This is a genomic window from Pseudomonas syringae, assembly GCF_023278085.1.
Lineage (GTDB): Bacteria > Pseudomonadota > Gammaproteobacteria > Pseudomonadales > Pseudomonadaceae > Aquipseudomonas > Aquipseudomonas syringae_Q.
The window spans coordinates 1,117,293-1,138,996 of sequence record NZ_CP066265.1 but is presented as its reverse complement, the minus strand read 5'-3'; the positions used below and the strand labels follow the sequence as shown (position 1 = coordinate 1,138,996).

Sequence of the window (21,704 nt, the reverse complement as noted above, 5' to 3'; positions counted from 1 at the left end):
CACGGTCACCCTCTCGGATTTTTCCCACAACATTATCAGCCCACGTTATTCCTTGAAGTGCCGTTAACAAGAAGACCCAACATTCAGCAAGGAGCTAGCTATGAATATCTCGCCTACAAGCGCTACATGGGTGAAGCCTCAGCCTAACGTTCAAACATCGGCACAGCGAAATCAGTCAATACCTTCGCCTGAAACCCAACTCATTTCTGGAAAAAAAGAAGCGTTTGCAAAAGCATTTTACACCCAACAAGAGGCACCGTGGCTGGAGCCACATACTTTCATTTACAACGAAGTCACCGAAATACGTCCGAGGACCAAGCAAGAATATATTGAAAGCACTTATGGGTGGTCACTCATAATGTCAAGGGTCCAGTCAAGCCATTTTAATGAATTCAGAAATGAACTAATGGATCTACGGCCTGATCTGAAAATCTCAAATTTCAGCTACACACTGGGAGACGATGCAGAATTAAAAATTATCGATCTCGACAAAAAACTAGGTAACGATGAGCTCAAATACCTGACAGATGCAATCAATCAAAAAAACGATTTCAAAGAATCTGCCCGCACGCATGCCAAAATAATCATGGCACTGGTGGACCACGACAGTGATACGTTCAAAGGGCAATACAAACTTGACCTGACGAATTTTCAAGATGTCATAGATTTGGGTATGATAGCGGCGAGCAAGAAAAACGACCCTCGCGAAATATGGATAAATCAAATCAAACAAAATGCAGAAAGAAAAGAGCCATCCTGTATAGATATTAGAGTCTGATAAACATAATACGCTCTGTACGGCCTATGCCGAACAGAGCGTTTTAACGATGAACATTAATTTCTTGACCAGTTACGCAGCCAGCGCTTACAAATATGTCCGAAATTATAAATATAGGGCTTGTCTGCCAAGTGTTCGGGCAGCGCATTCTCAGCCCAGTACATTCCGACCTCGTAGCGGGTGCTCCAGGTATTTCTGCCGTTGCTATAATGAACGAAATCACGGGCATAGTTCCCTCCTTCACAACCTTCAAACTCGATTAGCTCCATGATTTTCCCGTCCCCATTAGACGTAAAAGTCTTGGGTATTTTTGTTTTTGTCACAGGTAATTCAAGTTTGAAATTTAGTACCCCCCCTCCAATGGAATCCCTTTGCTGTCAGTAAAATTCGCCTCCAATATCGCCTTCGTAAATGCCTGAGTGCCAAGAAACTCAGGATTGGTCCGACCATGTGGAATCGGCAAGAACCCTTCTTCATTATGCAAGTCATAGTTCATGTGTGGGTAGGAGCCGAAGACCACTTTATAAGTGGCCCTGTCAAACCTGGCGCCGTCTGTCGCAAGAATACGTATACTGACCTGGGCCCCAGCATTCAAGCCAACGACCTTCTCTGCACCATTATGTCGCTTGGGTCGCCACTCTCCACCATCCACTTGAAATTCCAGCTTCCATTTCTGATTGTAGTTGCTATCCGGGGTAGCGATCAGGACATTCTGTCCACGCACAGCCGTAAAACCATACTGATGAACCGCGGTGGTACTTTCCAGAGTCTTGCTGATCTGATGAAGCTTATCCGACAGCACTACCGGAATATAACGTCCTGCCTCCGGGAACCATTTGTTCCTGCGATGCTGGTGGATCGCTGACGGCAGGTGCTGCATCTACCTGCGCCATCGCATGCCAGGACATTGCCAACAGCAGCCCGGACAACAGCGCGCGCCGCGCCTTGTCTTTCTTATTATTCATTTGCTTGATCTCGATAGTATTTTTAATTACGCAGGGTGTCATTGCCACTGACAAACCCGGACGTAATCAGCTGTTTAACTCAAGATCAAGCGACAGATACAATTATCGGAAACCTCCTACAAAATAACTAATTTACTGTTTGATAACTCACTACCGACGGATTAAAAAACCGTTATTCAAACGCCTGTCAATGGACGACACCCTTGCAGTAGAAACCCAGCCTTAGACGACACGCATGCGATCCACATCCCTCTAAGCAGCACCTCGATTCAGCGCAAAACCATCAGACAATTTCCCCCACAACCCCAACCAGCGTCTAAGCTGAAGTCAGGTGTGTCTACAGGATGACCGGACGATCGATTATGGGCGTATTTCGGCATTCCGATAGCAAGCAGGATGTGATGTCAGCGGACCGTCAGGATGATCCACGCACGCCAAAACGGCCGCGTCGCAGGCGATATGGGTGGTGGGTGTTCTGGGGGATTCTGGTGGTGGGCGGGGTGGCGCTGGGCGCCGCCGTGGCGATGGAGAGTCGCAGTTCCAGGCTGCAGGCGCGGGAGTTCAGCCGGTTCGCGGCCAGCCTGAGCTACTCGATGCAACCCGGGCCCAGCAACGAGGTGATCTATCCGGGTGACGGGCCGTTCGACAAGCGCCTGGGCTATTCATCGCTGGATGAGTTTTTGCCGCGGCTGCTCAAGCGCGACTACGTGATCACGCGCCAGACGCGCTTTTCACCCGAGCTCAGGCGCTACGTGCAGCGCGGTTTTTTTGTGCCTTACGAGGAAAAAAGCCAGGTCGGGCTGTCGATCACCGACTGCCGTGGCGCACCGCTGTATGAGTTTCGTTATCCGCAGCAGCTGTATCCGGCCTTCGCGGACATTCCGCCACTGGTGGTTCACAGCCTGCTGTTCATCGAAAACCGCGATCTGCTCGACCCGCAGCAGCCGTTGGCCAACCCGGCCGTGGACTGGCCGCGCTTTGCCAAGGCCGCCTGGTCGCAAGTAGCGAAGGTATTTGCCCTGCCCGGTCAGTCGGCCGGTGGCAGCACGCTGGCGACCCAGCTGGAAAAATACCGTCACTCGCCTGACGGGCTGACGCAGTCTGGTTCGGAGAAATTGCGGCAAATGGTTTCTGCCAGCGTGCGCGCCTATCAACCCGGCGAGCAGACGCTTGCGGTACGCCAGCGGGTGGTGCGCGATTACCTGAACAGCGTGCCACTGTCTGCGGTGCCGGGGCATGGTGAGGTGCACGGTCTGGCGGAAGGGTTGCGGGTCTGGTTTGGCGTGGATTTCGCCACGACCAATGAGCTGCTGGCCTCAAGTCCTACCGATCAAAAGGGCCTGGCCAACAAGGCGCTGGCGTTGCGCGAAGTGCTGTCGCTGGTGATTGCCCAGCGTCGTCCGTCGCACTATCTGTCCAAGGGCCGCGCAGAACTGGCGGAGCTGACCGACAGCCATATTCGCCTGCTGGCTCAGGCCAATGTCATTGACAAGCCACTGGCCGATGCCGCGCTGGCAGCCACGGTCACCTATCGAGACTGGGCGCAGCAGCCGACGATTCAGCCCATCGAAACCAACAAAGGCATCAGCGTCGCTCGCACTCGCTTGTCGAACCTGCTCAATCGTCCGCTTTATGATCTGGACCGCCTCGATCTGTCAGCCACCAGCACCTTGCACGGCGAGTTGCAGCGCAGCGTCAGCCAGTACCTGCGCGATCTGGCCAACCCTGAGTTCGCGGCGAAGGTCGGCCTGATGGGCGAGCGCCTGCTGACCCCGGCCAGCACGACACAGGTGCGCTACAGCTTCACCTTGTTCGAACGCGGCGCAGACGGTTCGCGGGTCCGGGTGCAGACTGACAGCACCGATCAGCCTTTCGACATTAACGAAGGCAGCAAGCTGGAGCTGGGCTCGACCGCCAAGATGCGCGTGTTGACCACCTACCTGGAAATCATCGCCGAGCTGCACGGGCGCTACGCGGGCATGAGCAATGCGCAGTTGAGAAAGATCCCCGTCGAAGAGCCTGACCGGTTGACCCGCTGGTCAGTGGACTACCTGATGCAGAACAGCGATCGCGACCTGGCGAAAATGCTCGCCGCGGCACTGGACCGTACTTATTCGGCGAGCCCCGCCGAGGCCTTCTTCACCGGTGGCGGCATGCACCGCTTCAACAACTTCCGGCGTGAAGACAACGAGCGCATCCCGACCTTGCGCGAGTCGTTGCGGGAGTCGATCAACCTGCCGTTCATTCGCCTGATGCGCGACGTGGTGCGCTACAGCACCTATCAGGCGCCCAATAACAGCGCTTCGCTGCTCAAGGACGATGACAACCCGCGCCGTCAGGAATACCTGAGCCAGTTTGCCGACCGGGAAGGCACCGTGTTCCTGCTGCGCTTCTGGAAGCGCTACAAGAACAAGACCACGCAGGAGCGGCTGGACACCTTTCTGGACGGCATTCATCCGACGGCGATTCGCCTCGCTGCCGTGCATCGCTACCTGCTGCCGAGCGCTGATCAAGCCACATTCAATGCGTTCGTTCGCGCCCATCTGGAAGAGACCAAAGCGACTTCGAAACTGACCGACAAACGTCTGGCCGAGCTGTACGCCAGCTATGGGCCGGGCGCTTATACCCTGCCCGATCAAGGCTACATCGCCCGTGTACACCCGCTCGATCTATGGCTGGTGGGCTATCTGCTCAAGCACCCGGAGGCGCAATTCAAGGATGCGGCGGCGGCCAGCCGGTTCGAGCGGCAGGAAGTGTACGGCTGGTTGTTCAAGAGTCGTCACAAGGGTGCTCGTGACAGCCGGGTACGGACCATGATGGAAGTCGAAGCGTTTCTGGATATCGAGCAACGCTGGCAACGCGTGGGTTACCCGTTCGACCACCTGGTGCCGTCGCTGGCAACGGCGATCGGCAGCTCGGGGGATCGTCCGGCGGCGCTGGCCGAATTGATCGGCATTATCCAGAACGACGGTATTCGTCTGCCGCCGGTGCGCATCGACAGCCTGCATTTTGCTGCTGACACACCTTACGACACCGAACTGACCATCAACCCTGAACTGGGCCAGCGGGTATTGCCGTCGGAAGTGGCCGCCGCCATGCGCGAGGCCTTGTCGCAAGTGGTGGACGGCGGCACCGCCAAGCGCGTGCAAGGCACGTTCAAGATGCAGGACGGCAGTGTGCTGGCGATGGGCGGCAAGACCGGTACGGGTGATAACCGGATCGAGAGCATCGGTGCGGGCGGACGCATTCTCAGTTCCAGAGCGATCAACCGCACCGCGACCTTTGTGTTCTATATCGGCGACAACCACTTTGGCGCGCTGACCGCGTTTGTGCCGGGACGCGCCGCCGAGGGTTTTCGCTTCACCTCGGCATTGCCTGTGCAGGTACTCAAGGGCATGGCGCCGATTCTGACGCCTTATCTGGAAAACCACGGGCAAGCCATGTGCAATACCCGGTTGCCCGACCCGCCCAAGGGCGCCTGACTGGCAAATGACCGTTGGTCTTCATCGCTTGCGGTTACTGTTAGATATATCTTAAGGTATATCTAACGTGTAACCAGAGATGAAAAACATGCGTGAAGACAAACACCCTCCCCACCACCGTCCGCCGCACCTTCGTGAAACGGGCGAAGACCGCGACGGTTTCGAAAAGCGCCCTGGGCGTGAACGCGGCGGCCGAGGCCCACGGGTCTTTGCCCCGGGTGATCTGAAATTGCTGCTGCTGGCACTGATTGCCGAGCAGCCCGCCCATGGCTATGACCTGATCCGCAAAATTGAAGGCCTGTTCGATGGCGCGTATTGCCCGAGCCCTGGCGTGATCTATCCGACCCTGACCTTTCTTGAAGAAAGCGAAATGATCGCGGGCGACGCGCAGGCTGGCAAAAAGCTCTACACCGTGACCGACGCTGGCCGCAGTTCACTGCAGGATCAGGCGGTTGCACTGGACGGCGTGCGTACGCGCATTGATGTCAGCAAGCGCTCGTTGCGCGGCCATGACCGGCCGCCAGAGATTCACGAAGCGGTGCATAACCTGCGGCATGCCCTGCAAATGCACCATGGCCGCTGGAGCCCGGAAGAAATCCTGCGGGTCAGCGAGCTGCTCAACAGCACCGCCAAGGCCATCGTTGACGGGCCTCAATCTGCGTCGGAGGCTTCTGTATGAATTCGCCACAATCGATCCATCGCGTCATGCATGAAATCAAGCGCCGCAAGCTGGAAGTGTTGCGGGTTACGGACCTGACCCCGTTGATGCGTCGCATCACGTTGCACGGCCCTGAACTGGCAGGTTTCATCAGCCTGGGGACCGATGACCACGTCAAACTGTTCTTTCCGCAAACCCCGGAACAACAGGCGGCACTGGAAGACCTGACCGTTAACAGCGACAAGGACGCACCACGCCCGCCCATGCGCGATTACACCCCACGCCGTTACGACGAAGCCCGCGGCGAACTGGACATCGACTTTGTCCTGCATGGCGAAGGGCCGGCTGCCACCTGGGCCGCTCAGGCGCAACCGGGGCAGTTCCTGCACATTGCCGGGCCACGTGGTTCGATGGTCGTGCCGGACATGTTCGACAGCTATCTGCTGATCGGCGACGAGACCGCTATTCCATCCATCGCCCGGCGTCTGGAAGCATTGCCCGCCAACCGCGCTGCGCTGGTGGTGGTCGAGGTGGCCACCGAGCAGGAACAGCAGACCTTCCAGAGCGCGGCACAGGTCGATGTGATCTGGATCGTGCGTGATGAACAGAACCTGGTGGACGTCGTTCGCCGTCTGGAAATGCCTGAGGGCAAGCTCTATGCGTGGGTTGCGACCGAGTCCGGTTTGTCACGCAAGCTGCGTCGGGTGCTGCTGGACGAGTTCGGGCTGGAAGAAGACTTCGTCAAGGCCGCTGGCTACTGGAAACTGGGCGACAGCGAAGAGTAAACACCGCCGGGCGACTCATGCAGTGCGACGAGCCGCCCATTTGTCGATCCCGACCAGCAGCAGTGCAATCAGTACAAACCCGAGCAGCACGCCCAGCGCGTTGCCGAAGGCCTTCAGAAAACCGAGGGTGCCTACATCGATAAACGGATACATGTAGTCCCCGATCATGTCGCCCCGAAACAAAATGTAGGCAAAGTACACCACCGGATACAGCGCCCACTGCGCAACATGTTTAAAACGCAATTGGCCTTTGGGCACAAACAGCCACCAATACACCACGAAAGCCAGCGGCATCACATCGTGCAGCAACTCATCGGTCACCCACTGCCAGCCCTGCGGATGCCACAAGTGGCGTAACAGCAGGTTGTAGGCGATGCCGACCAGCGCAATGCTGACCGCGATGCCGGCGCACACCACCGGGTGACGGAAAAAGCGATGGCCCGCCGATTGACGCTGCGTCAGCACGCAGCTCAGGGCAACCGCCACGAGGGTATTGGTGAGCACAGTAAAGAAACTGAAAAACCGCACCAGCCCGCCCAACAGGCTGGCATGGTCGGCGTAACGCCCCATGAAAATCAGATAAAGCTGAATCACCAGCCCCGTCCAGCCCAGACAGGCGGCCACCAAGGCGTAATAGCGCTGTCCCTGCGCAGGTTGCGGATGTTGGCTGTGCATCGATCTGTTTCCTTGAGTACCGGCGTCCGTGCCGGGCGTGTATGGCAAAGCTCAGGGCCCTGAAAAAAGCGCTACCAGCCTTTGCCGCGATGCAGCTTTACGTACAAGGCTTCGACTTTTTCGCGTGCCCAAGGGGTCTTGCGCAGGAACGTCAGGCTGGACTTGATGCTCGGATCGCTCTTGAAGCAGCGAATGTCGATGCGCTCGGCCAGCCCCGACCATTCGTAGTGCTCGACCAGCGCCCTGAGAATCTGCTCCAGCGTAACGCCGTGCAGCGGATCGGAAATGGGTGTTGTCATGATCAACCTTGAAGCTGATGAATAGAAAAATCGCACCTGAACAGATCACCGGGACCGCACGGGGGTTTCCAGAAGTCTGCCATTGTAAGCGCCGCGCTTTCATAAAACACATACCGCTTAACGCACTGTTGCGGGACTCGCAATGATCCATGTCACGTTTAAAGCTTTTCGAGAAATCGTTAGCGCCCTATCATTGTCGTTTAAGGATTAAAGATCTTCCCTCCTACAGAGGTTCCTTCGAGTAAACGTCGATGCACGAATTCAAGCCGCAGGGGTCTACGACTCAATGACCATGGCGGGTTGGTCGCACCATTGCGTTTTGCTTGCCGATTGAATTCGACGGTCGTTGATTCGTTTCTATAAGCAGCTTCAAGGAATGGCGCCAGGGTAGGCGATGCATAAGAAAACCAAATATCAATCACTTACTTCTCGCGGAGATTCGCTTTATGAGCACTGACGGTGCTTCAAATGGAAATCGCCTGTTACCGACCCTGCTCGGGCTGGTGATTCTGCTGATGGGGCTGGCGCTGCTGATCGGTGGCATTCGGCTTCTGCAACTGGACGGCTCTCTTTATTACCTGCTGGCGGGTATCGGCTTTGCCGTGACCGGCGTGCTGCTGATGACCGGACGCGCTGCGGCGCTCGGCCTGTATGCCCTGCTGCTGTTCGCGAGTACGGTCTGGTCGTTGTGGGAAGTCGGTCTGGATTGGTGGCAACTGGTGCCACGTCTGGCACTGTGGTTCGCACTCGGCATCGTTCTGCTGCTGCCTTGGTTCCGTCGTCCGTTGCTGCTCAAGGGCCCGGCGCGTATGGGCACGGGTGCATTGAGCATCGCTGTGGTGCTGGCCGGTCTGACCGCTCTGGCGAGCCAGTTCACCCACCCCGGCCGTATCGAAGGCCAACTGGACCGCGAAACAGCTGGCACCACCAACACCGCTCCGGCGATGCCTGACGGCGATTGGCAGTCTTATGGCCGCACCGCGTTCGGTGATCGCTACTCGCCATTGGCGCAGATCACACCGGAGAACGTCAACAAGCTGGAGCCGGCCTGGACCTATCGCACGGGTGACATTCCGGGGCCGAATGACCCAGGTGAAACCACCGCCGAGAACACCCCGCTCAAAGTCAACGGCATGCTCTACGTGTGTACGCCGCACAGTCAGGTGATTGCCCTTGATCCGGATTCGGGCAAGGAAATCTGGCGCTTTGATCCGAAGCTCAGCACCCAGAACGCTGCCAACTTCAAGGGTTGGGCGCACATGACCTGCCGTGGCGTGTCCTACCACGACGACGCCGCGTATGCTGCCAGCGCCCCGGCACAAAGCCCGGCTGCACCGGCTGCTGACAGCACCGCCACGGCAAGCGCCTGCCCGCGCAGAATCTTCCTGCCGACTGCCGACACCCGCCTGATCGCCCTGAACGCCGACACTGGCAAGATGTGCGAAGACTTCGGCAACAAGGGCTCGATTGATCTGACGGCCAACATGGGTACGTTCGCACCGGGCGGCTACTACTCCACCTCGCCACCGGCAGTGACCAAGGACCTGGTGATCATCGGCGGCCACGTCACCGATAACGTTTCCATGGACGAACCGTCCGGCGTGATCCGTGCGTATGACGTACACACCGGCCGTCTGGTCTGGAACTGGGACAGCGGCAACCCGGAAGAAACAGCACCGATTGCCGATGGCAAGATCTACACCCGCAACTCGCCGAACATGTGGTCCATGTTCAGCGTCGATGAAAAACTCGGCCTGATCTACCTGCCGATGGGCAACCAGACGCCAGACCAATGGGGCGGCGATCGTACCCCGGAGTCAGAGAAGTACAGCGCGGGCCTGGTTGCACTGGACATCGCGACCGGTCGGGTACGCTGGGACTTCCAGTTCACTCACCATGACCTGTGGGACATGGACGTGGGCGGTCAGCCGACGCTGCTGGACATGAAAACTGCCGACGGCGTCAAGCCAGCGGTACTGGCATCGACCAAGCAGGGCAGCATCTACGTGCTGGACCGCAGCACCGGTCAGCCTATCGTGCCGATCAACGAGGTACCGGTGCCACAAGGCGCTGTTGCAGGCGACCACACGTCGCCCACTCAACCCAAGTCTGACCTGAACTTCATGCCGCCTCCGCTCAAGGAACGCGACATGTGGGGCGTGACGCCGTTTGATCAGATGATGTGTCGGATCGACTTCAAGTCGCTGCGTTACGACGGCCCGTTCACCCCGCCATCGTTGCAGGGTTCGATCGTTTATCCGGGTAACTTCGGTGTGTTTGACTGGGGCGGCATTTCGGTCGATCCGGTGCGCCAGATCGCCTTCGTCAACCCGAACTACATGGCGTTCCGTTCGAAGCTGGTGCCCTCCGCCGAAGTCGAAGGCGGCCCGGGTCGCAAGAGCGAAACCGAAGGCGTGCAGCCAAACAAGGGCGCGCCGTATGGCGTGATTCTCGAAGCACTGCTGTCGCCAATGGGCCTGCCGTGCCAGGCGCCTGCGTGGGGTTACATCGCAGCGGTCGATCTGACCACCCAGAAAACCATCTGGAAGCACAAGAACGGCACTGTCCGCGACAGCTCGCCGATTCCCATCCCGCTGACCATGGGTGTTCCAAGCCTAGGCGGTCCGATCACGACCGCCAGCGGCCTGGCCTTCATGAGCGCGACACTTGACCAGTACCTGCGTGCTTATGACGTGCGTAACGGCAAGCAACTCTGGGAAGCCCGCCTGCCAGCAGGCGCGCAAACCACGCCGATGACCTACACCGGCAAGGACGGTCAGCAATACGTGCTGGTCGTGGCTGGCGGCCACGGCTCGCTGGGCACCAAACAGGGTGACTACGTGATGGCGTTCAAACTGCCGAAATAAGGTGGTGTTGAGGTGAATGAAAGGCGGCTATCGAGAGGTAGCCGCTTTTTTTTGCCATTGAAGCCTTGACCTAAGTTGCACCTGCTAGCGGGCACGGCCGCAGATCTGTGACGCAGAGCGTCACGAAATGCATGCCCACGCGGAGCGTTGGCACGATAGGGTTCAGACGATTATCGTTCCGCACGCTCCAGCGTGGGAATGCAGTTCCGGACGCTCTGCGTCCAACCTTGAATGTGCGACGCGGAGCATTGCCACGATAGGGTTCAGACGATTATCGTTCCGCACGCTCCAGCGTGGGAACGCCGTTCTGGACGCTCTGCGTCCGCTCTTGAGGGCTTTGATCAGTGCGGCTGACTAGCGCGCCTTGGCGCTGCTCTTGCCGCTGGCGCGCAGGATGTCGCTCCAGCGGCGAACGAGGTAGTTGTGTTCGTTCATGACCGAGTTCCACACGGCGATGTGGCCCATACGCTCTTCGTAGGAGCCGCCGTCGCGGATTTCTCCGGCGTCGATCAGTGGCAGGCCGTCGCTGCCGAGGAGTTGTTCGCGAGCCGGCAGGCCGGCGTACCAGTAGTCCCATTCGGCTGCGCTCAGATGGTCGCGACTGCGCGCCGGGTTGCCGATGTAATAACCCTGCCGCGCCATCACTGCACCCGGCCAGCCGGACAGCCACCAGTTCAGGTAGGCATAGGCGGCATCCAGCACCGGGCCCTTGGCGTGGCGTGACAGGGACAGCCCGCCGAACCAGCCGCGATAGCCTTCCTTCGGCACCGCCACGCGGTATTTCACGCCAGCGCGGTGCAGCCTGACCAGCGTCGGCGACCACAGGCTCTGAATGTCGATGGTCGGGCTGAGCATCAGTTCGGCGGCTTCTTCGTCGTCGGACCAGAACGCGCCGAAATGCCCTTGCTGCTGTTTACGCACCAGCACATCGGCCAGCCGGTCGATCTCTTCGATGCTCATGTTGCCAATGTCGTTGAACTGCGCCAATCCTGCGCCCTGCACGGCCAGTGCGGCATCCAGCGCACCGATGGCCGCGTCGCTCTGTAACGCAATACGCCCGCCCCATGCAGGGTCCAGCAACCAGCCCCAGCTTTCATCGGCAGAACTCAGACCGTCCGGCAGGCGCTCGGGGCGGTAGGCAAAACTGTCGGCGTTGTGGGTCAGTGGCAGCATGCTGATGCGCTCGGTCACCGCGCTGCCCAGACTGCCGTCGTGCTGCACGAACAAACGCTCGCTGGGCACACTGCCGCTGCCCGGTTGATCGCTCGGCCGCAAACGACCCCGTTTGGGCAGGTCGTTGATTTCGTGCCACAACGCAATTCGCCGCGTGTCGATAGGCTGAATCGCCCGCGCCGGCCAGACGAAGTCGACGTTGTGAAACCATTGATCGTAAAGATCGTAGCTGTCCGGCTGCATGACCGCGATGCGTTGCGCGGTCTGCACGTCATGAATCTGGTAGACCAGCTTGATGCCCAGTTCCTGCTCGGCACGCTCACGCAAGGATTCGAGCAAGGTCACCGAGGTGCCGAGGACACGCAAGGTGATGGTCATGCTGCTGACTCGCTTCGCGGCGGCGCGAAGCTGCTGGAAAACACCTCGAACGAGCGACGCAGCAACTCCGGGTCAAGCCCGCGCAGGATGAACACCAGCCGCGAAGTGCGATCCTCTCCCGGCCAGGCCGCAAGATGCACTGGCGCGTGCAGGCAGTGCTGCACACCATGAATCACGATGGGAGCCTGGTTGTCATTCACGTTAAGCAGTCCTTTGACACGGAGGATTCGTTCGCCATGGCATCTTAACAGCATCGACAGCCACACCCCGAAACCGACCCAGTCGAGCGGACGCTCGAAGGTCAGGCAGCACACCTGCGCGTCGCCATGCCGCGCTGCTGTCGACTCGACGCGGTGCAGTTGCCAGCGGGTCACTTCGACCGCCGGCTCGGCGCTACGCACGCCCTCTCCAAGCAGCAACTGATCACCGCTATGCACCTGCGCCGTATCCAGCAACGGCGCAGAGAAATTCAACGCTTGCAGATGCTGACGCAACGCGTCGAGCGCGGGCTCGTCGACCAGGTCAGTCTTGCTCAGCAACAGCCGATCTGCCGCCGCCACCTGGGCCAGCCACTCCGGGTGCAGGCGCTCTTGCAACTCGGCGTGACAGGCATCCACCAGGGTGACGATCAAGCCGATGTGAAAGCGCCCGCGCAATTGCGGGTCGTTACTCAGCGTGGTGAGGATAGGCGCCGGATCAGCGAGACCGGTGGTTTCCAGAATCACCCGCCTAAACGCCGGAATCTCCCCACGATTACGTCGATCCAGCAGGCTGAGCAAGGCGTCCTTCAATTCGCCGCGCACGGTGCAGCAGACACAGCCGCTGGGCAGCAGCACGGTGTCCGGCGCGACCTCTTCGACCAGCAGGTGATCAATGCCGACGTCGCCGAATTCGTTGATCAGCAGCGCTGTATCGCCCATGTTTTCGTCAGCCAGCAAACGCTTGAGCAAGGTGGTCTTGCCGCTGCCGAGGAAGCCGGTAATCACATTCAGGGCAATGCTCATGATGACCTCTGCAGATGGTCGAGCAGCCCCGAATCCAGTGGGTCCAACGGCCGTCCGATCAACAGTTCGGCCTTCTGCCAAAGCTGTTCCAGACCAGTCGCCAGTTCCTGCTTGCCGGTAGCACCGAGCAGCAGGTAGGACACGCCCTGGAAGTCCTCGACCTTGAGGCGAAACGGCGCAACCACCTTGTTGATCGCTGCGATACGCCGCAAACGTTCACGCCGCCGGGGCAGCTCGGCGGCCAGCGGATCGCTCCAGTGCACGTCTTCGCCCAACAGGCCGCACAGTCCACACATCAGCGGTTCTCCGGCAGGTTGCTCATGGCATGACATCGCCGGAATTGGGGCCCAGCGTCTGACCGACGAACAGGTTGCCTCCCGGCTCACTGGCCAGCAGCACGGCCACCGGCGCGACTTCTTCGGCCAGACCGAAACGGCCCAGCGGCAGCTCGGCAGCCTTGGCGGTTTTCCAGGCGCTGCTGATGCCGGCCACCAGCGGTGTTTCGATAGGACCGGGCGCGATGGCGTTGACCAGCACGTTGTCTTTGGCAACTTCCAGCGCCAGCGATTTGCTGAAACCGATAACGCCTGCTTTGGCGGCGGCGTAATGAGTCAGCTCGGCACCGCCCTTGATGCCCAGTTGCGACGCTACGTTGATGATGCGCCCCCAGCGCTGCGCAATCATGTGGGGCAAGGCGCGCTGACTGGCCACGAATACGCTGGTCAGGTCGACGCGCAACATGTCGTTCCACATCTCGATGCTCAGGTCGACGCAGCGTGCCTGAGTGAGCATGCCCGCGTTATTGACCAGAATATCGATGCCACCGTAATGCCCGACGCAAGCGTCAACACTGGCCTGCGCGCCTTCGACGCTGCCGTACGTCCGCCACACACTCCTGCACGTGCGCGCCCAGCTGGCGGCAGTGCTCGGCAACCTTTGCCAGGCTGGCCGCATCACGATCACCCAGCACCAGATGTGCACCTTCAACGGCGTAGGCACGGGCGATAGCAGCGCCAATGCCGCTGCCTGCACCGGTGATCACTGCCCGCTTTTGTTTGAGTTGTTGCATGGGTTTGGGGTCCTTGGTTGGGTCTTATGATCACTGCGTATTGCTCACCAAGGCTCAGTCATGGACACACTATTTTCGATGTCTGTGCTGACCTCTTCGCGAGCAATCTCCCACATTTTTGATCTCACATTTTGATATCTCGCACAGGTCTGCTCCGCCTCGATCTACCCCGGCCAGCGCACGGTCAGGCCGCCGTCGATCACGATGCTTTGCCCGGTCAGGTAACTGGCCTCGTCACTGCACAGAAAGCGCACCAGTGCAGCAACTTCGTCCGCCCGGCCGACGCGGCCCAACGGGATGGCTTTGGCTGCCTGTGCGAGACCTTCCGGCCCAAGCGAGTTCTGGCTGTCCAGCGACTGCGGCGTCTCGATCAGGCCGGGAATCACCGCGTTACAGCGGATGCCTTTCGACGCCAGTTCCACCGCCAGTGAACGACACAGACCCGGCACGCCAGCCTTGGCCGCAGCGTAATGGGAATGGTCCTGCCAGCCGTAAACTCCGCCGGCTATCGAAGAAATCGCCACCAGCGCGCCGCCCTCGCCCATGTGCCGGACCGCTGCGCGAAAAGTACGCATCACGCCGGTCAGGTCCACGTCGAGCATCTCGTTCCAGCGCTGGTCCGTCATTTCCAGCAACGGTGCCCGCCGCAGCAACCCGGCATTGGCCACCGCGTAATCGATGCGGCCAAACGTCTTGATTGCCTGCACGGCCAGGTCATCGACTGACTCGGTGAAGGTCACGTCCACTGGCAGCATCAAACATTCGCCGCCCGCCGCCTCCACCAACTGGCGGGTTTGCTCAGGGTCATGCGGGTCAGCCGGGTAATAACCGCCTGCCACTGCAACACCCTGGCGGGCGAAGGCCACCGCCAGCGCCTGACCGATGCCGCTGGCGGCACCGGTTACCATTGCAACTTTACGAATCATGGGCTGCTCCTTATTTCACGGTTTCAGGTCGCACGTGTTTAGCGGCGAACATCAGCGCACCCGACAGGAAGCAAGGCACGGCACCGAAGTACAGCGCCGACGTCTGCCAGTCGCCGCCAGCGCTCAGTACTGACGTGGCACCGAAACCTGCCACCACGGCGCCAAGAGGCCCCATGGCATGAATGATTGCGCCACCGGTGGCACGGATGCTGGTCGGGAAGCTTTCGCTGATGAAGAACAGCGCCGCCGAGTAAGGCCCGATCAGGAAGAACAGCCCCAGGCTGTAAAGCCCCACCACCATCACCATGCTGCTTGGCCCGTAGAGCATGCCGGCGAAGGCCAGACCGCCGAGCATCCAGCCAAGACCGATCACATTGCGACGACCGATCCGGTCGCCCATCCAGCCATGGCACAGGTAACCGCAATAACCCACCAGGTTGGACAGCACCAGAATGATCAGCGAGTTTTCAAACGAGATGTGGTGAACGCTGACGATCACCGTTGTGCCCAGCACGCTGAACACCTGGATCGCGGCCCAGTTGAGCAGGATCGCGGCACCGATCACCAGCGTGGCGCGGAGCGAAGAACCTCTGAAGGCAGCGCTGAAACCGGCCTTGCTGTGCTCGTCGTAATCGACCCCATACGTTTGCGCCACGGCTTGTGCCTGACTGACGTCACCTTTCTTGCGCAGTTGAGTGATGCGCTGGTGGATCTGGAACTGCGGGCTCTCCTTGAGCTTGCGTGCCATGATCGCAATGATGATGGCCGGGATGGCCGCGAACACGAAGCACCCCTGCCAGCCGATGATCGGCAGCAAGACCGCCGTCAGACCGGCGGCGATCAACGCACCGACCGGCCAGCCACCTTGCACCAGGCTGTAGATGAAGCCACGACGCTTGGCCAGTCGCGGGTCATCCGAAGCCGCGTAGATTTCGCTCAGATAGGTCGCGTTGACCGTTTCTTCTGCATAACCCAGACCGCCCAGTGAACGAATCAGGATCAATGGCGATTTACCCCACGATCCACCGATGGCCGTGAGCGCCGAGCAGATCGCCGAACCGCTCACGGTAAAAATGATACCCACGCGCCGTCCCAGGCGATCTACCAGCGGGCCGATGGCCAGAGCCACCACCGCCGTGCCAACCGCGACCCAGGTCGCGATTTCGGCCTGTTCGACCTCACTCCAGCTGAAATGCCGACCGATTTCCGGTAGCAGCGTGCCAAACAGAATGAAGTCATATACCGCAAACACCCACGCGAAAAACGCAATCCATGTGGCGAACCGTACTTGATCCGGAGTCAGTTGCTCAGGTTTCCAGCCGGTCAGGTCGAGCTTGTTGTAAATGGACATGAGTGACGCCTCGGACAGGGCAATGAATCAGCGGGTACGGGGATTGCGACGCACGAAGTCGTCGGCAATCTCGTCGAAAGTGACGAACTTGACGCCAGCATGGCTTTGAATGTGCTCGATCAAGCGCTCCAGCATCAGCAGCACTTGCGGGCGACCAGACACGTCCGGGTGAATGGTCATGGTGAAGACTGCGTGTTCGTGTTCGCGATAGACCCAGTCGAACTGGTCGCGCCACATTTCTTCCAGGTGCCGCGGGTTGACGAACCCGTGGCTGTTCGGCGCTTTCTTGATGAACATCATGGGCGGCAGATCGTCGAGGTACCAGTTGGCGGGGATCTCCACCAAATCGGTTTCTTCACCGCGCACCAGCGGTTTCATCCAGGTGTCCGGGTGCTGGCTGTAATCGATCTTGGTCCACTTGTCCCCTACGCGAACGTAGTAAGGATGAAAGTCGTTGTGCATCAGGCTGTGGTCGTACTTGATGCCTTTCTTGAGCAGCAGCTCGTTGGTGACGTTGCTGAACTCCCACCAAGGCGCGACGTAGCCGGTCGGGCGCTTGCCGGTCATTTGCGTGATCAGGTCGATGGACTTGTCGAGAACGATCTCTTCCTGCTCCGGGGTCATGGCAATCGGGTTTTCATGGCTGTAACCATGCACACCGATTTCATGCCCGGCGTCCGCCACGGCTTTCATCTGCTCGGGAAAGGTTTCCATCGAGTGCCCCGGAATGAACCAGGTGGTGCGCAGGCCGTAACGTTCGAACAGCTTGAGCAGACGTGGCGCACCGACCTCACCGGCGAACAGCCCGCGTGAGATGTCGTCCGGCGAATCCTCACCGCCATACGAGCCGAGCCAGCCCGCGACGGCATCGACATCCACCCCAAACGCACACAGAATTTCTTTGGCCATCTTGATTCTCCCGCTGGTTTATCCGAGCGGCAGCGCGGTGTTCAGCGCGCATGCCGGTTTGTTGTTGTTCAAGGTTTGAGCAGCGATTCCACCGCCAGCGCCGCGCGCAACAGACGGGCGTCCTCCCCCGCTGGAGCGCTGAGCAACAAGCCAGTGGGCAGGCCTGCCGCGTCGAATCCGCTGGGCAACGAAACGCCGGGCATGTTCAGCAGGCTGCCAGGCATGGTCAGGCGCAGCGTCGCAAGGTTGGTCTGAATGAACAGTTCGTCATCGGCCAGCAACGGCGCCAGCGGCGGAGCGACGTGGGCAACACTGGGAGTGATCAGCAGTGCGCCATCGAGTTCGAGGGTCAGTTGCTCTTGTAACGTTTCGCGAGCGCTGTACAGGTTGACCAGCAGACTGGCAGGCATATGCCGCGCAGCCTCCAGACGTTTGCGTACCCGAGGGTCGAGCTGACTGGCCGCGTCGCTGTCGAGCAATGGCTGGTGCAGGGCGAATGCCTCGGCTGCACCCAGCCAGCCGTGGTGCTGAATCAGTTGCAAAGCGGCCTGAAAGGCCTGGCAGGGGCGCAACTCGACGAGCGCGCCGCCAGCGCGTAACGCGTCAATGGCGCGCAGCAGGTTTTCGCGAACCGCAGGCGCAATGCGCTCGTCGTCCAGTACCGCCTGATCGACCAGAAAACGCTGACCCGCCAGGCTACGCGGTAGCAGCGAGGTCGGTTTGCTGCGCGCGCAGAGCAAGTCATCAATGACCAACGCATCCCGCACGCTGCGGGTCAACGGGCCGACACTGTCGAGCGTCAGTGCCAGTGGAAATACCCCGTCACGGCTGTAACGGCGACTGGTGCTGCGAAACCCGACCAGCCCGTTGAACGCTGCCGGAATACGAACGGACCCGGCGGTATCGGTACCCATCGCAATCGGCACGATGCCTGACGCGACCGCCACTGCAGAACCCGAAGAAGAACCACCCGGAATGCGCGGTACGGCATCGCTCAGCGGGTTGAGCGGCGTGCCGAAATGCGGATTCAGGCCGAGCCCGGAGTAGGCGAATTCACTGAGATTGGTCTTGCCCAGGCTGATCATGCCCGCGCGCGCCAGCAAGGCGACGCTGGGGGCGTCGAGCAAGGCAGGCGAAAGATTGCTACGCAGCGCAGCACCTGCGGTAGTGACAGACCCGGCGACGTCGAACAGATCCTTCCAGGCAATGGGCACGCCGTCAAAAGGACTCAGGGGCTGGCCGTGTTTCCAGCGGGCAGTAGAGGCTTCGGCTTCGCGGCGCGCGCGCTCGACGCTCATGGAGATGAACACGTGATCGACCTGCGTCGCCTGTTGCAAAGCCTGATCCAGCACGTGCAGAGGATCACTGCGACCCTGTGCAAAGTCATCGGCCATTGCGCAGGCATCACGGGTAACACTGTGACTCCCGGTATCGATCATCACCACCACACCTTTATAAATGTACTTATTAGTAAAATGTACATTTAATAAAGGCAGGTTCCATGCCAATCTTCGCGGGAAGAGACACTAGCCCGGTCGTTTACAAAGCCTCCATGAGCTGGAACCGGCGTACTAGAACACTCGCCGCGAAACACCTGCTCCAACCTGACGGCGGTTAGCGAGAGAAACGAATCGTCACAAAGAAATAATGTATCTTTTATAAAAGGTACATTTCAGTGCAAAAAAGTAACGGTGGCCCCATGAGCGAGCATCAGGACGTAGCCCAAGGTGACAACAGTGCATCTGTGCGAGAATCGTCCGTCAGCCGTCAGAAGTGTATGAAACCGATGTCAGAAGAGGCCCCGCGCACCGCGTCGCGCTATGCCATGATCCGTGAGGTGTTACGTAACGCCATTCTCTCCGGTGCGGCTGCCAATGGGCTGGTGTTGCTCGAAGCGCCGTTGGCAGAACTGTTCGGCACCAGTCGCGTTCCCGTGCGCACAGCGCTCAACCTGCTGCATGAAGAAGGCTTGATCAGCCGTTTCGATGGTCGCGGTTATCTGGTCAATCCGCAGTCTCAAGAAGTCGAGCCGCTGCGTCTGAGCCTGAGCCACAGGCAGTTCGGTCTGGACAGCAGCGAAGAACTGGTCGATACCCGCCCGCTTGGCGAACGCATTCATGACGAGATCGGCGCGGCACTGTCGGCCTGTATCGCGTTTGGTCATTACCGGCTGGACGAGCAGAGCGCGGCTCAGCATTACGGGGTCAGTCGCGCGGTGGTCCGGGAGGCGCTGATGCGGTTGCGCGATCGCGGCCTGGTGGAAAAGGAGCCTTATTCAAACTGGCTGGCCGGGCCGCTGACCGCTCGGGAAATCACCGAGGACTACGAACTGCGCGCCTGCCTTGAACCCGAAGCCTTGCGCCTGACGGCCCCGTCGTTGAGCCGTGAAACCCTTGAGGCGATGCTCGCCAGAGTGATCGATGCGCAAAGCGCCGAGCGGTGCAGCCTGGAAGACATCGAGCGCCTTGAAGACGATCTGCATCAGCAGTGCCTCTCGGGACTGCAAAATCGCAAGATTGCGACGCTGATCAGCCAGGCGCAGAGCCCGATGATCATCAACCGGATTTTCTACCGCCTGCTGGACATTGGCGCAGATGAGGCAATGCTCGCCGAGCACCGGCTGATCATTGAGTTGCTGCTGCACGGCGCCTTCGACGCCGCCGCCCTCAACCTCAAGGAACACCTCCAACGCGCCCGGCAACGCATGCTCCAGCGCCTGAAAGTGCTGTCAGTGTTGCCGGAGCAGGAAGTGCCGGAGTATTTGACGCGGTTGAGTTGAGGCGCGGCTGGATCACTCTCGTTGCCACACTATATAAACGAGTCAACTCGCACTCAGTGTGAAAGTCGGTTTCTGTAGGAGCGGACTTGTCCGCGAAAGGGCCTGTACATTCACAACATTTCCAATGCCCCAACGCCCCCTTCGCGAACAAGTTCGCTCCTACACAAGCGTCCGATTTCATAGGGTCCAGGCTACTAAGTTCTGGACGCTCTGCGTCCGGTCTTGAACGCGCGGCGCGGCGTCGATTTGTAACGTAGAGCGTCACGAACTGCATGCCAACGCGGAGCATCAGCACAGTCACCAATCGTCATGAGTCAGGTTACTTGCCGATCACCTCGCCCCGCATCGGGGCCAGCCGGGCGATGAGGCGGTTCTGTACCGGGACAGGGATGTTCTCGGCGTCCATGGAGGCGATCAGGTTTTCGACCAGCGCATTGAAGTCGCTGGGTGTCAGGTTCTGGCCTTTGTGGGACTCGGCCATGCTGTCGCCGGCATAGCGGCATGGCCCGCCGGCTTCGACACACAGCTTCTCGACCAGCCGGTCGCGCAACAGCACGATGTTGACCCTTTTGAAGCGCTCGGAGATGCGCGCATCCCTGGCCACATGGATCAGCATGCCTTCGACAATCCGCTGGATACCGGCACGCTGGCCAAGGTCCTGATAGAGGCTGTCGTCCTGCGCACGTTGCTGCGCACAACCGGCCAGCAGCGTCAGCATCAGGCAGATCAACAAGCGCCTCATCAGAAGCTCCCCTGTACGGACAGGTAGGTGCCGTTCTGGTTATCCAGCGTGGCAATTTCACCCAGCCTGGCGTAGGCCAGCACGACAGACAGGTGCTTGTTAGGGAAGTACCCGACGAACACGTCCGCCCAATCGCTTTCGCCCGCGAACGACAGGTTGTCCGGCTTCTCGCGATATTCGACACCCATTGCCCAACGAGGGTTGAACAAGACTGCCACCGAACCTTCCTTGAGCACGCTGCGGCTGTCACGCCGGTCACCGCCAAACCCGAGCAGACCGGTTTCGTTGGCACGGCTGTAACGCACTCCGCCGTTGACCACCACGTTGTAGCCAAAGGCCGCACCCATGAACAGCCGGCTGGCCGTGAGATAGCCTTCCACATCCGAATCACGCTGCGCGCCGACCAGGCTGGGGATGAGAAAATCATTCTGGTGTTTGTACTGCACGCCCAGCGATACCTGCGGCAGGCTGTCGTAGATCAGGTCGCCGAACAACCGCAATTTGACACCGAACACGTCCTGGCTGAGGTTATCGTCCGGCAGGCTGAGCCGATGCTGCAAGGTGCTGATATCGAAACGCTGGTGAGCGTAGGACAGTTCGACGCGGTTGCCGTAAGCGAAAGCCAGGCCCGCAACGTCCAGGTTGTAATCCGGCAGATTGACATGCGTGGCAAAGGCCGTTGCGCCCCACTCGCCCTGCTCGCTGTAACCGGTGATCACCGCCCAGGGCGTGATGCCGCCGCCAGCGCTGCCTTCAATGCTGGTTGCGCCACCCGTGGCGATCAAGCGACCGTTATCCGCCAGCGCAAGCGGTGCGACAGCGCCCAGAACACAACCCAACACCAATGGAATTCGGTAGGACATG

The 21,704-nt window shown here is 59.6% G+C and carries 17 protein-coding genes and 2 pseudogenes; 6 read left to right on the top strand and 13 right to left on the bottom strand.

All coding sequences use genetic code 11. The annotated features are described in order from the left end of the window. Positions 1-100 precede the first annotated feature (100 nt). A complete protein-coding gene (locus I9H07_RS05135) occupies positions 101-778 on the top strand; it encodes a hypothetical protein (protein WP_236427047.1) in 678 nt (225 codons plus the stop codon). 56 nt (positions 779-834) lie between these two features. On the opposite strand, the pseudogene I9H07_RS05130 reads toward I9H07_RS05135, so the two are convergent. Beyond that, a pseudogene (locus tag I9H07_RS05130) lies at positions 835-1,743 on the bottom strand (hypothetical protein). 362 nt (positions 1,744-2,105) lie between these two features. Between I9H07_RS05130 and I9H07_RS05125 the strand changes: the two are divergent. The 3 genes from I9H07_RS05125 (at position 2,106) to I9H07_RS05115 (ending at position 6,668) form a co-directional block, all read left to right on the top strand. Beyond that, positions 2,106-5,225 carry a transglycosylase domain-containing protein gene (locus I9H07_RS05125; RefSeq protein WP_236427049.1) on the top strand — a complete coding sequence of 1,040 codons (3,120 nt, stop codon included), beginning with the start codon at positions 2,106-2,108 and terminating at the stop codon, positions 5,223-5,225. A 79-nt stretch (positions 5,226-5,304) separates the two neighbouring features. Beyond that, a complete protein-coding gene (locus I9H07_RS05120; protein ID WP_080394612.1) occupies positions 5,305-5,904 on the top strand; it encodes a PadR family transcriptional regulator in 600 nt (199 codons plus the stop codon). Then, positions 5,901-6,668 (top strand): siderophore-interacting protein, encoded by a 768-nt coding sequence (locus I9H07_RS05115; protein ID WP_058824903.1) that lies wholly within the window; start codon positions 5,901-5,903, stop codon positions 6,666-6,668. Before I9H07_RS05120 ends, I9H07_RS05115 begins: the two co-directional genes overlap by 4 nt. Positions 6,669-6,683: 15 nt before the next feature. Here the strand turns inward: I9H07_RS05115 and I9H07_RS05110 are convergent, their stop codons facing one another. Then, on the bottom strand, positions 6,684-7,343 hold the full coding sequence (locus tag I9H07_RS05110; RefSeq protein WP_024675693.1) for a Pr6Pr family membrane protein: 660 nt from the start codon (positions 7,341-7,343) through the stop codon (positions 6,684-6,686). Between the two features lie 71 nt (positions 7,344-7,414). After that, positions 7,415-7,642, bottom strand: a complete 228-nt coding sequence (locus I9H07_RS05105; protein ID WP_024645275.1) for a VF530 family DNA-binding protein — start codon at positions 7,640-7,642, stop codon at positions 7,415-7,417. A gap of 446 nt (positions 7,643-8,088) precedes the next feature. Between I9H07_RS05105 and I9H07_RS05100 the strand changes: the two genes are divergently transcribed. Further along, positions 8,089-10,509, top strand: coding sequence for a glucose/quinate/shikimate family membrane-bound PQQ-dependent dehydrogenase (locus I9H07_RS05100; protein WP_024675694.1), 2,421 nt, complete (start codon positions 8,089-8,091; stop codon positions 10,507-10,509). Between the two features lie 354 nt (positions 10,510-10,863). Here the strand turns inward: I9H07_RS05100 and I9H07_RS05095 are convergent, their stop codons facing one another. From I9H07_RS05095 to I9H07_RS05060, 8 genes and pseudogenes are all read right to left on the bottom strand, one after another. Further along, complete coding sequence (locus tag I9H07_RS05095; protein WP_236424463.1) at positions 10,864-12,060, bottom strand: ABC transporter substrate-binding protein; 1,197 nt, start codon at positions 12,058-12,060, stop codon at positions 10,864-10,866. Then, positions 12,057-13,064 (bottom strand): CobW family GTP-binding protein, encoded by a 1,008-nt coding sequence (locus I9H07_RS05090; RefSeq protein ID WP_024675968.1) that lies wholly within the window; start codon positions 13,062-13,064, stop codon positions 12,057-12,059. The genes I9H07_RS05095 and I9H07_RS05090 overlap by 4 nt, the downstream gene beginning before the upstream one ends. Beyond that, positions 13,061-13,360 (bottom strand): hypothetical protein, encoded by a 300-nt coding sequence (locus I9H07_RS05085; RefSeq protein ID WP_003405362.1) that lies wholly within the window; start codon positions 13,358-13,360, stop codon positions 13,061-13,063. The genes I9H07_RS05090 and I9H07_RS05085 overlap by 4 nt, the downstream gene beginning before the upstream one ends. 22 nt (positions 13,361-13,382) lie before the next feature. Then, positions 13,383-14,133: pseudogene (locus I9H07_RS05080) on the bottom strand (SDR family NAD(P)-dependent oxidoreductase). Positions 14,134-14,297: 164 nt separating this feature from the next. Beyond that, complete coding sequence (locus I9H07_RS05075) at positions 14,298-15,059, bottom strand: SDR family NAD(P)-dependent oxidoreductase (protein ID WP_024675966.1); 762 nt, start codon at positions 15,057-15,059, stop codon at positions 14,298-14,300. Between the two features lie 10 nt (positions 15,060-15,069). Next, entirely contained in the window at positions 15,070-16,410 is a 1,341-nt protein-coding gene (locus tag I9H07_RS05070; RefSeq protein WP_024675965.1) for an MFS transporter, read from the bottom strand. Between the two features lie 27 nt (positions 16,411-16,437). Next, positions 16,438-17,319 (bottom strand): polysaccharide deacetylase family protein, encoded by an 882-nt coding sequence (locus I9H07_RS05065; RefSeq protein WP_002554892.1) that lies wholly within the window; start codon positions 17,317-17,319, stop codon positions 16,438-16,440. Positions 17,320-17,387: 68 nt separating this feature from the next. Continuing rightward, complete coding sequence (locus I9H07_RS05060; protein ID WP_058824906.1) at positions 17,388-18,758, bottom strand: amidase; 1,371 nt, start codon at positions 18,756-18,758, stop codon at positions 17,388-17,390. 347 nt (positions 18,759-19,105) lie between these two features. Here I9H07_RS05060 and I9H07_RS05055 point away from each other — a divergent pair, with 347 nt between their 5' ends. Further along, complete coding sequence (locus I9H07_RS05055; protein ID WP_419204566.1) at positions 19,106-20,098, top strand: GntR family transcriptional regulator; 993 nt, start codon at positions 19,106-19,108, stop codon at positions 20,096-20,098. Positions 20,099-20,417: 319 nt separating this feature from the next. On the opposite strand, the gene I9H07_RS05050 is transcribed toward I9H07_RS05055, so the two are convergent. Beyond that, complete coding sequence (locus I9H07_RS05050) at positions 20,418-20,840, bottom strand: group I truncated hemoglobin (RefSeq protein ID WP_236424459.1); 423 nt, start codon at positions 20,838-20,840, stop codon at positions 20,418-20,420. Continuing rightward, the gene (locus I9H07_RS05045) at positions 20,840-21,703 is read right to left on the bottom strand and encodes a DUF3034 family protein (RefSeq protein ID WP_024675961.1); all 864 of its coding nucleotides are present in this window, start codon (positions 21,701-21,703) and stop codon (positions 20,840-20,842) included. Before I9H07_RS05045 ends, I9H07_RS05050 begins: the two co-directional genes overlap by 1 nt. Between the last annotated feature and the right edge of the window lies 1 nt (position 21,704).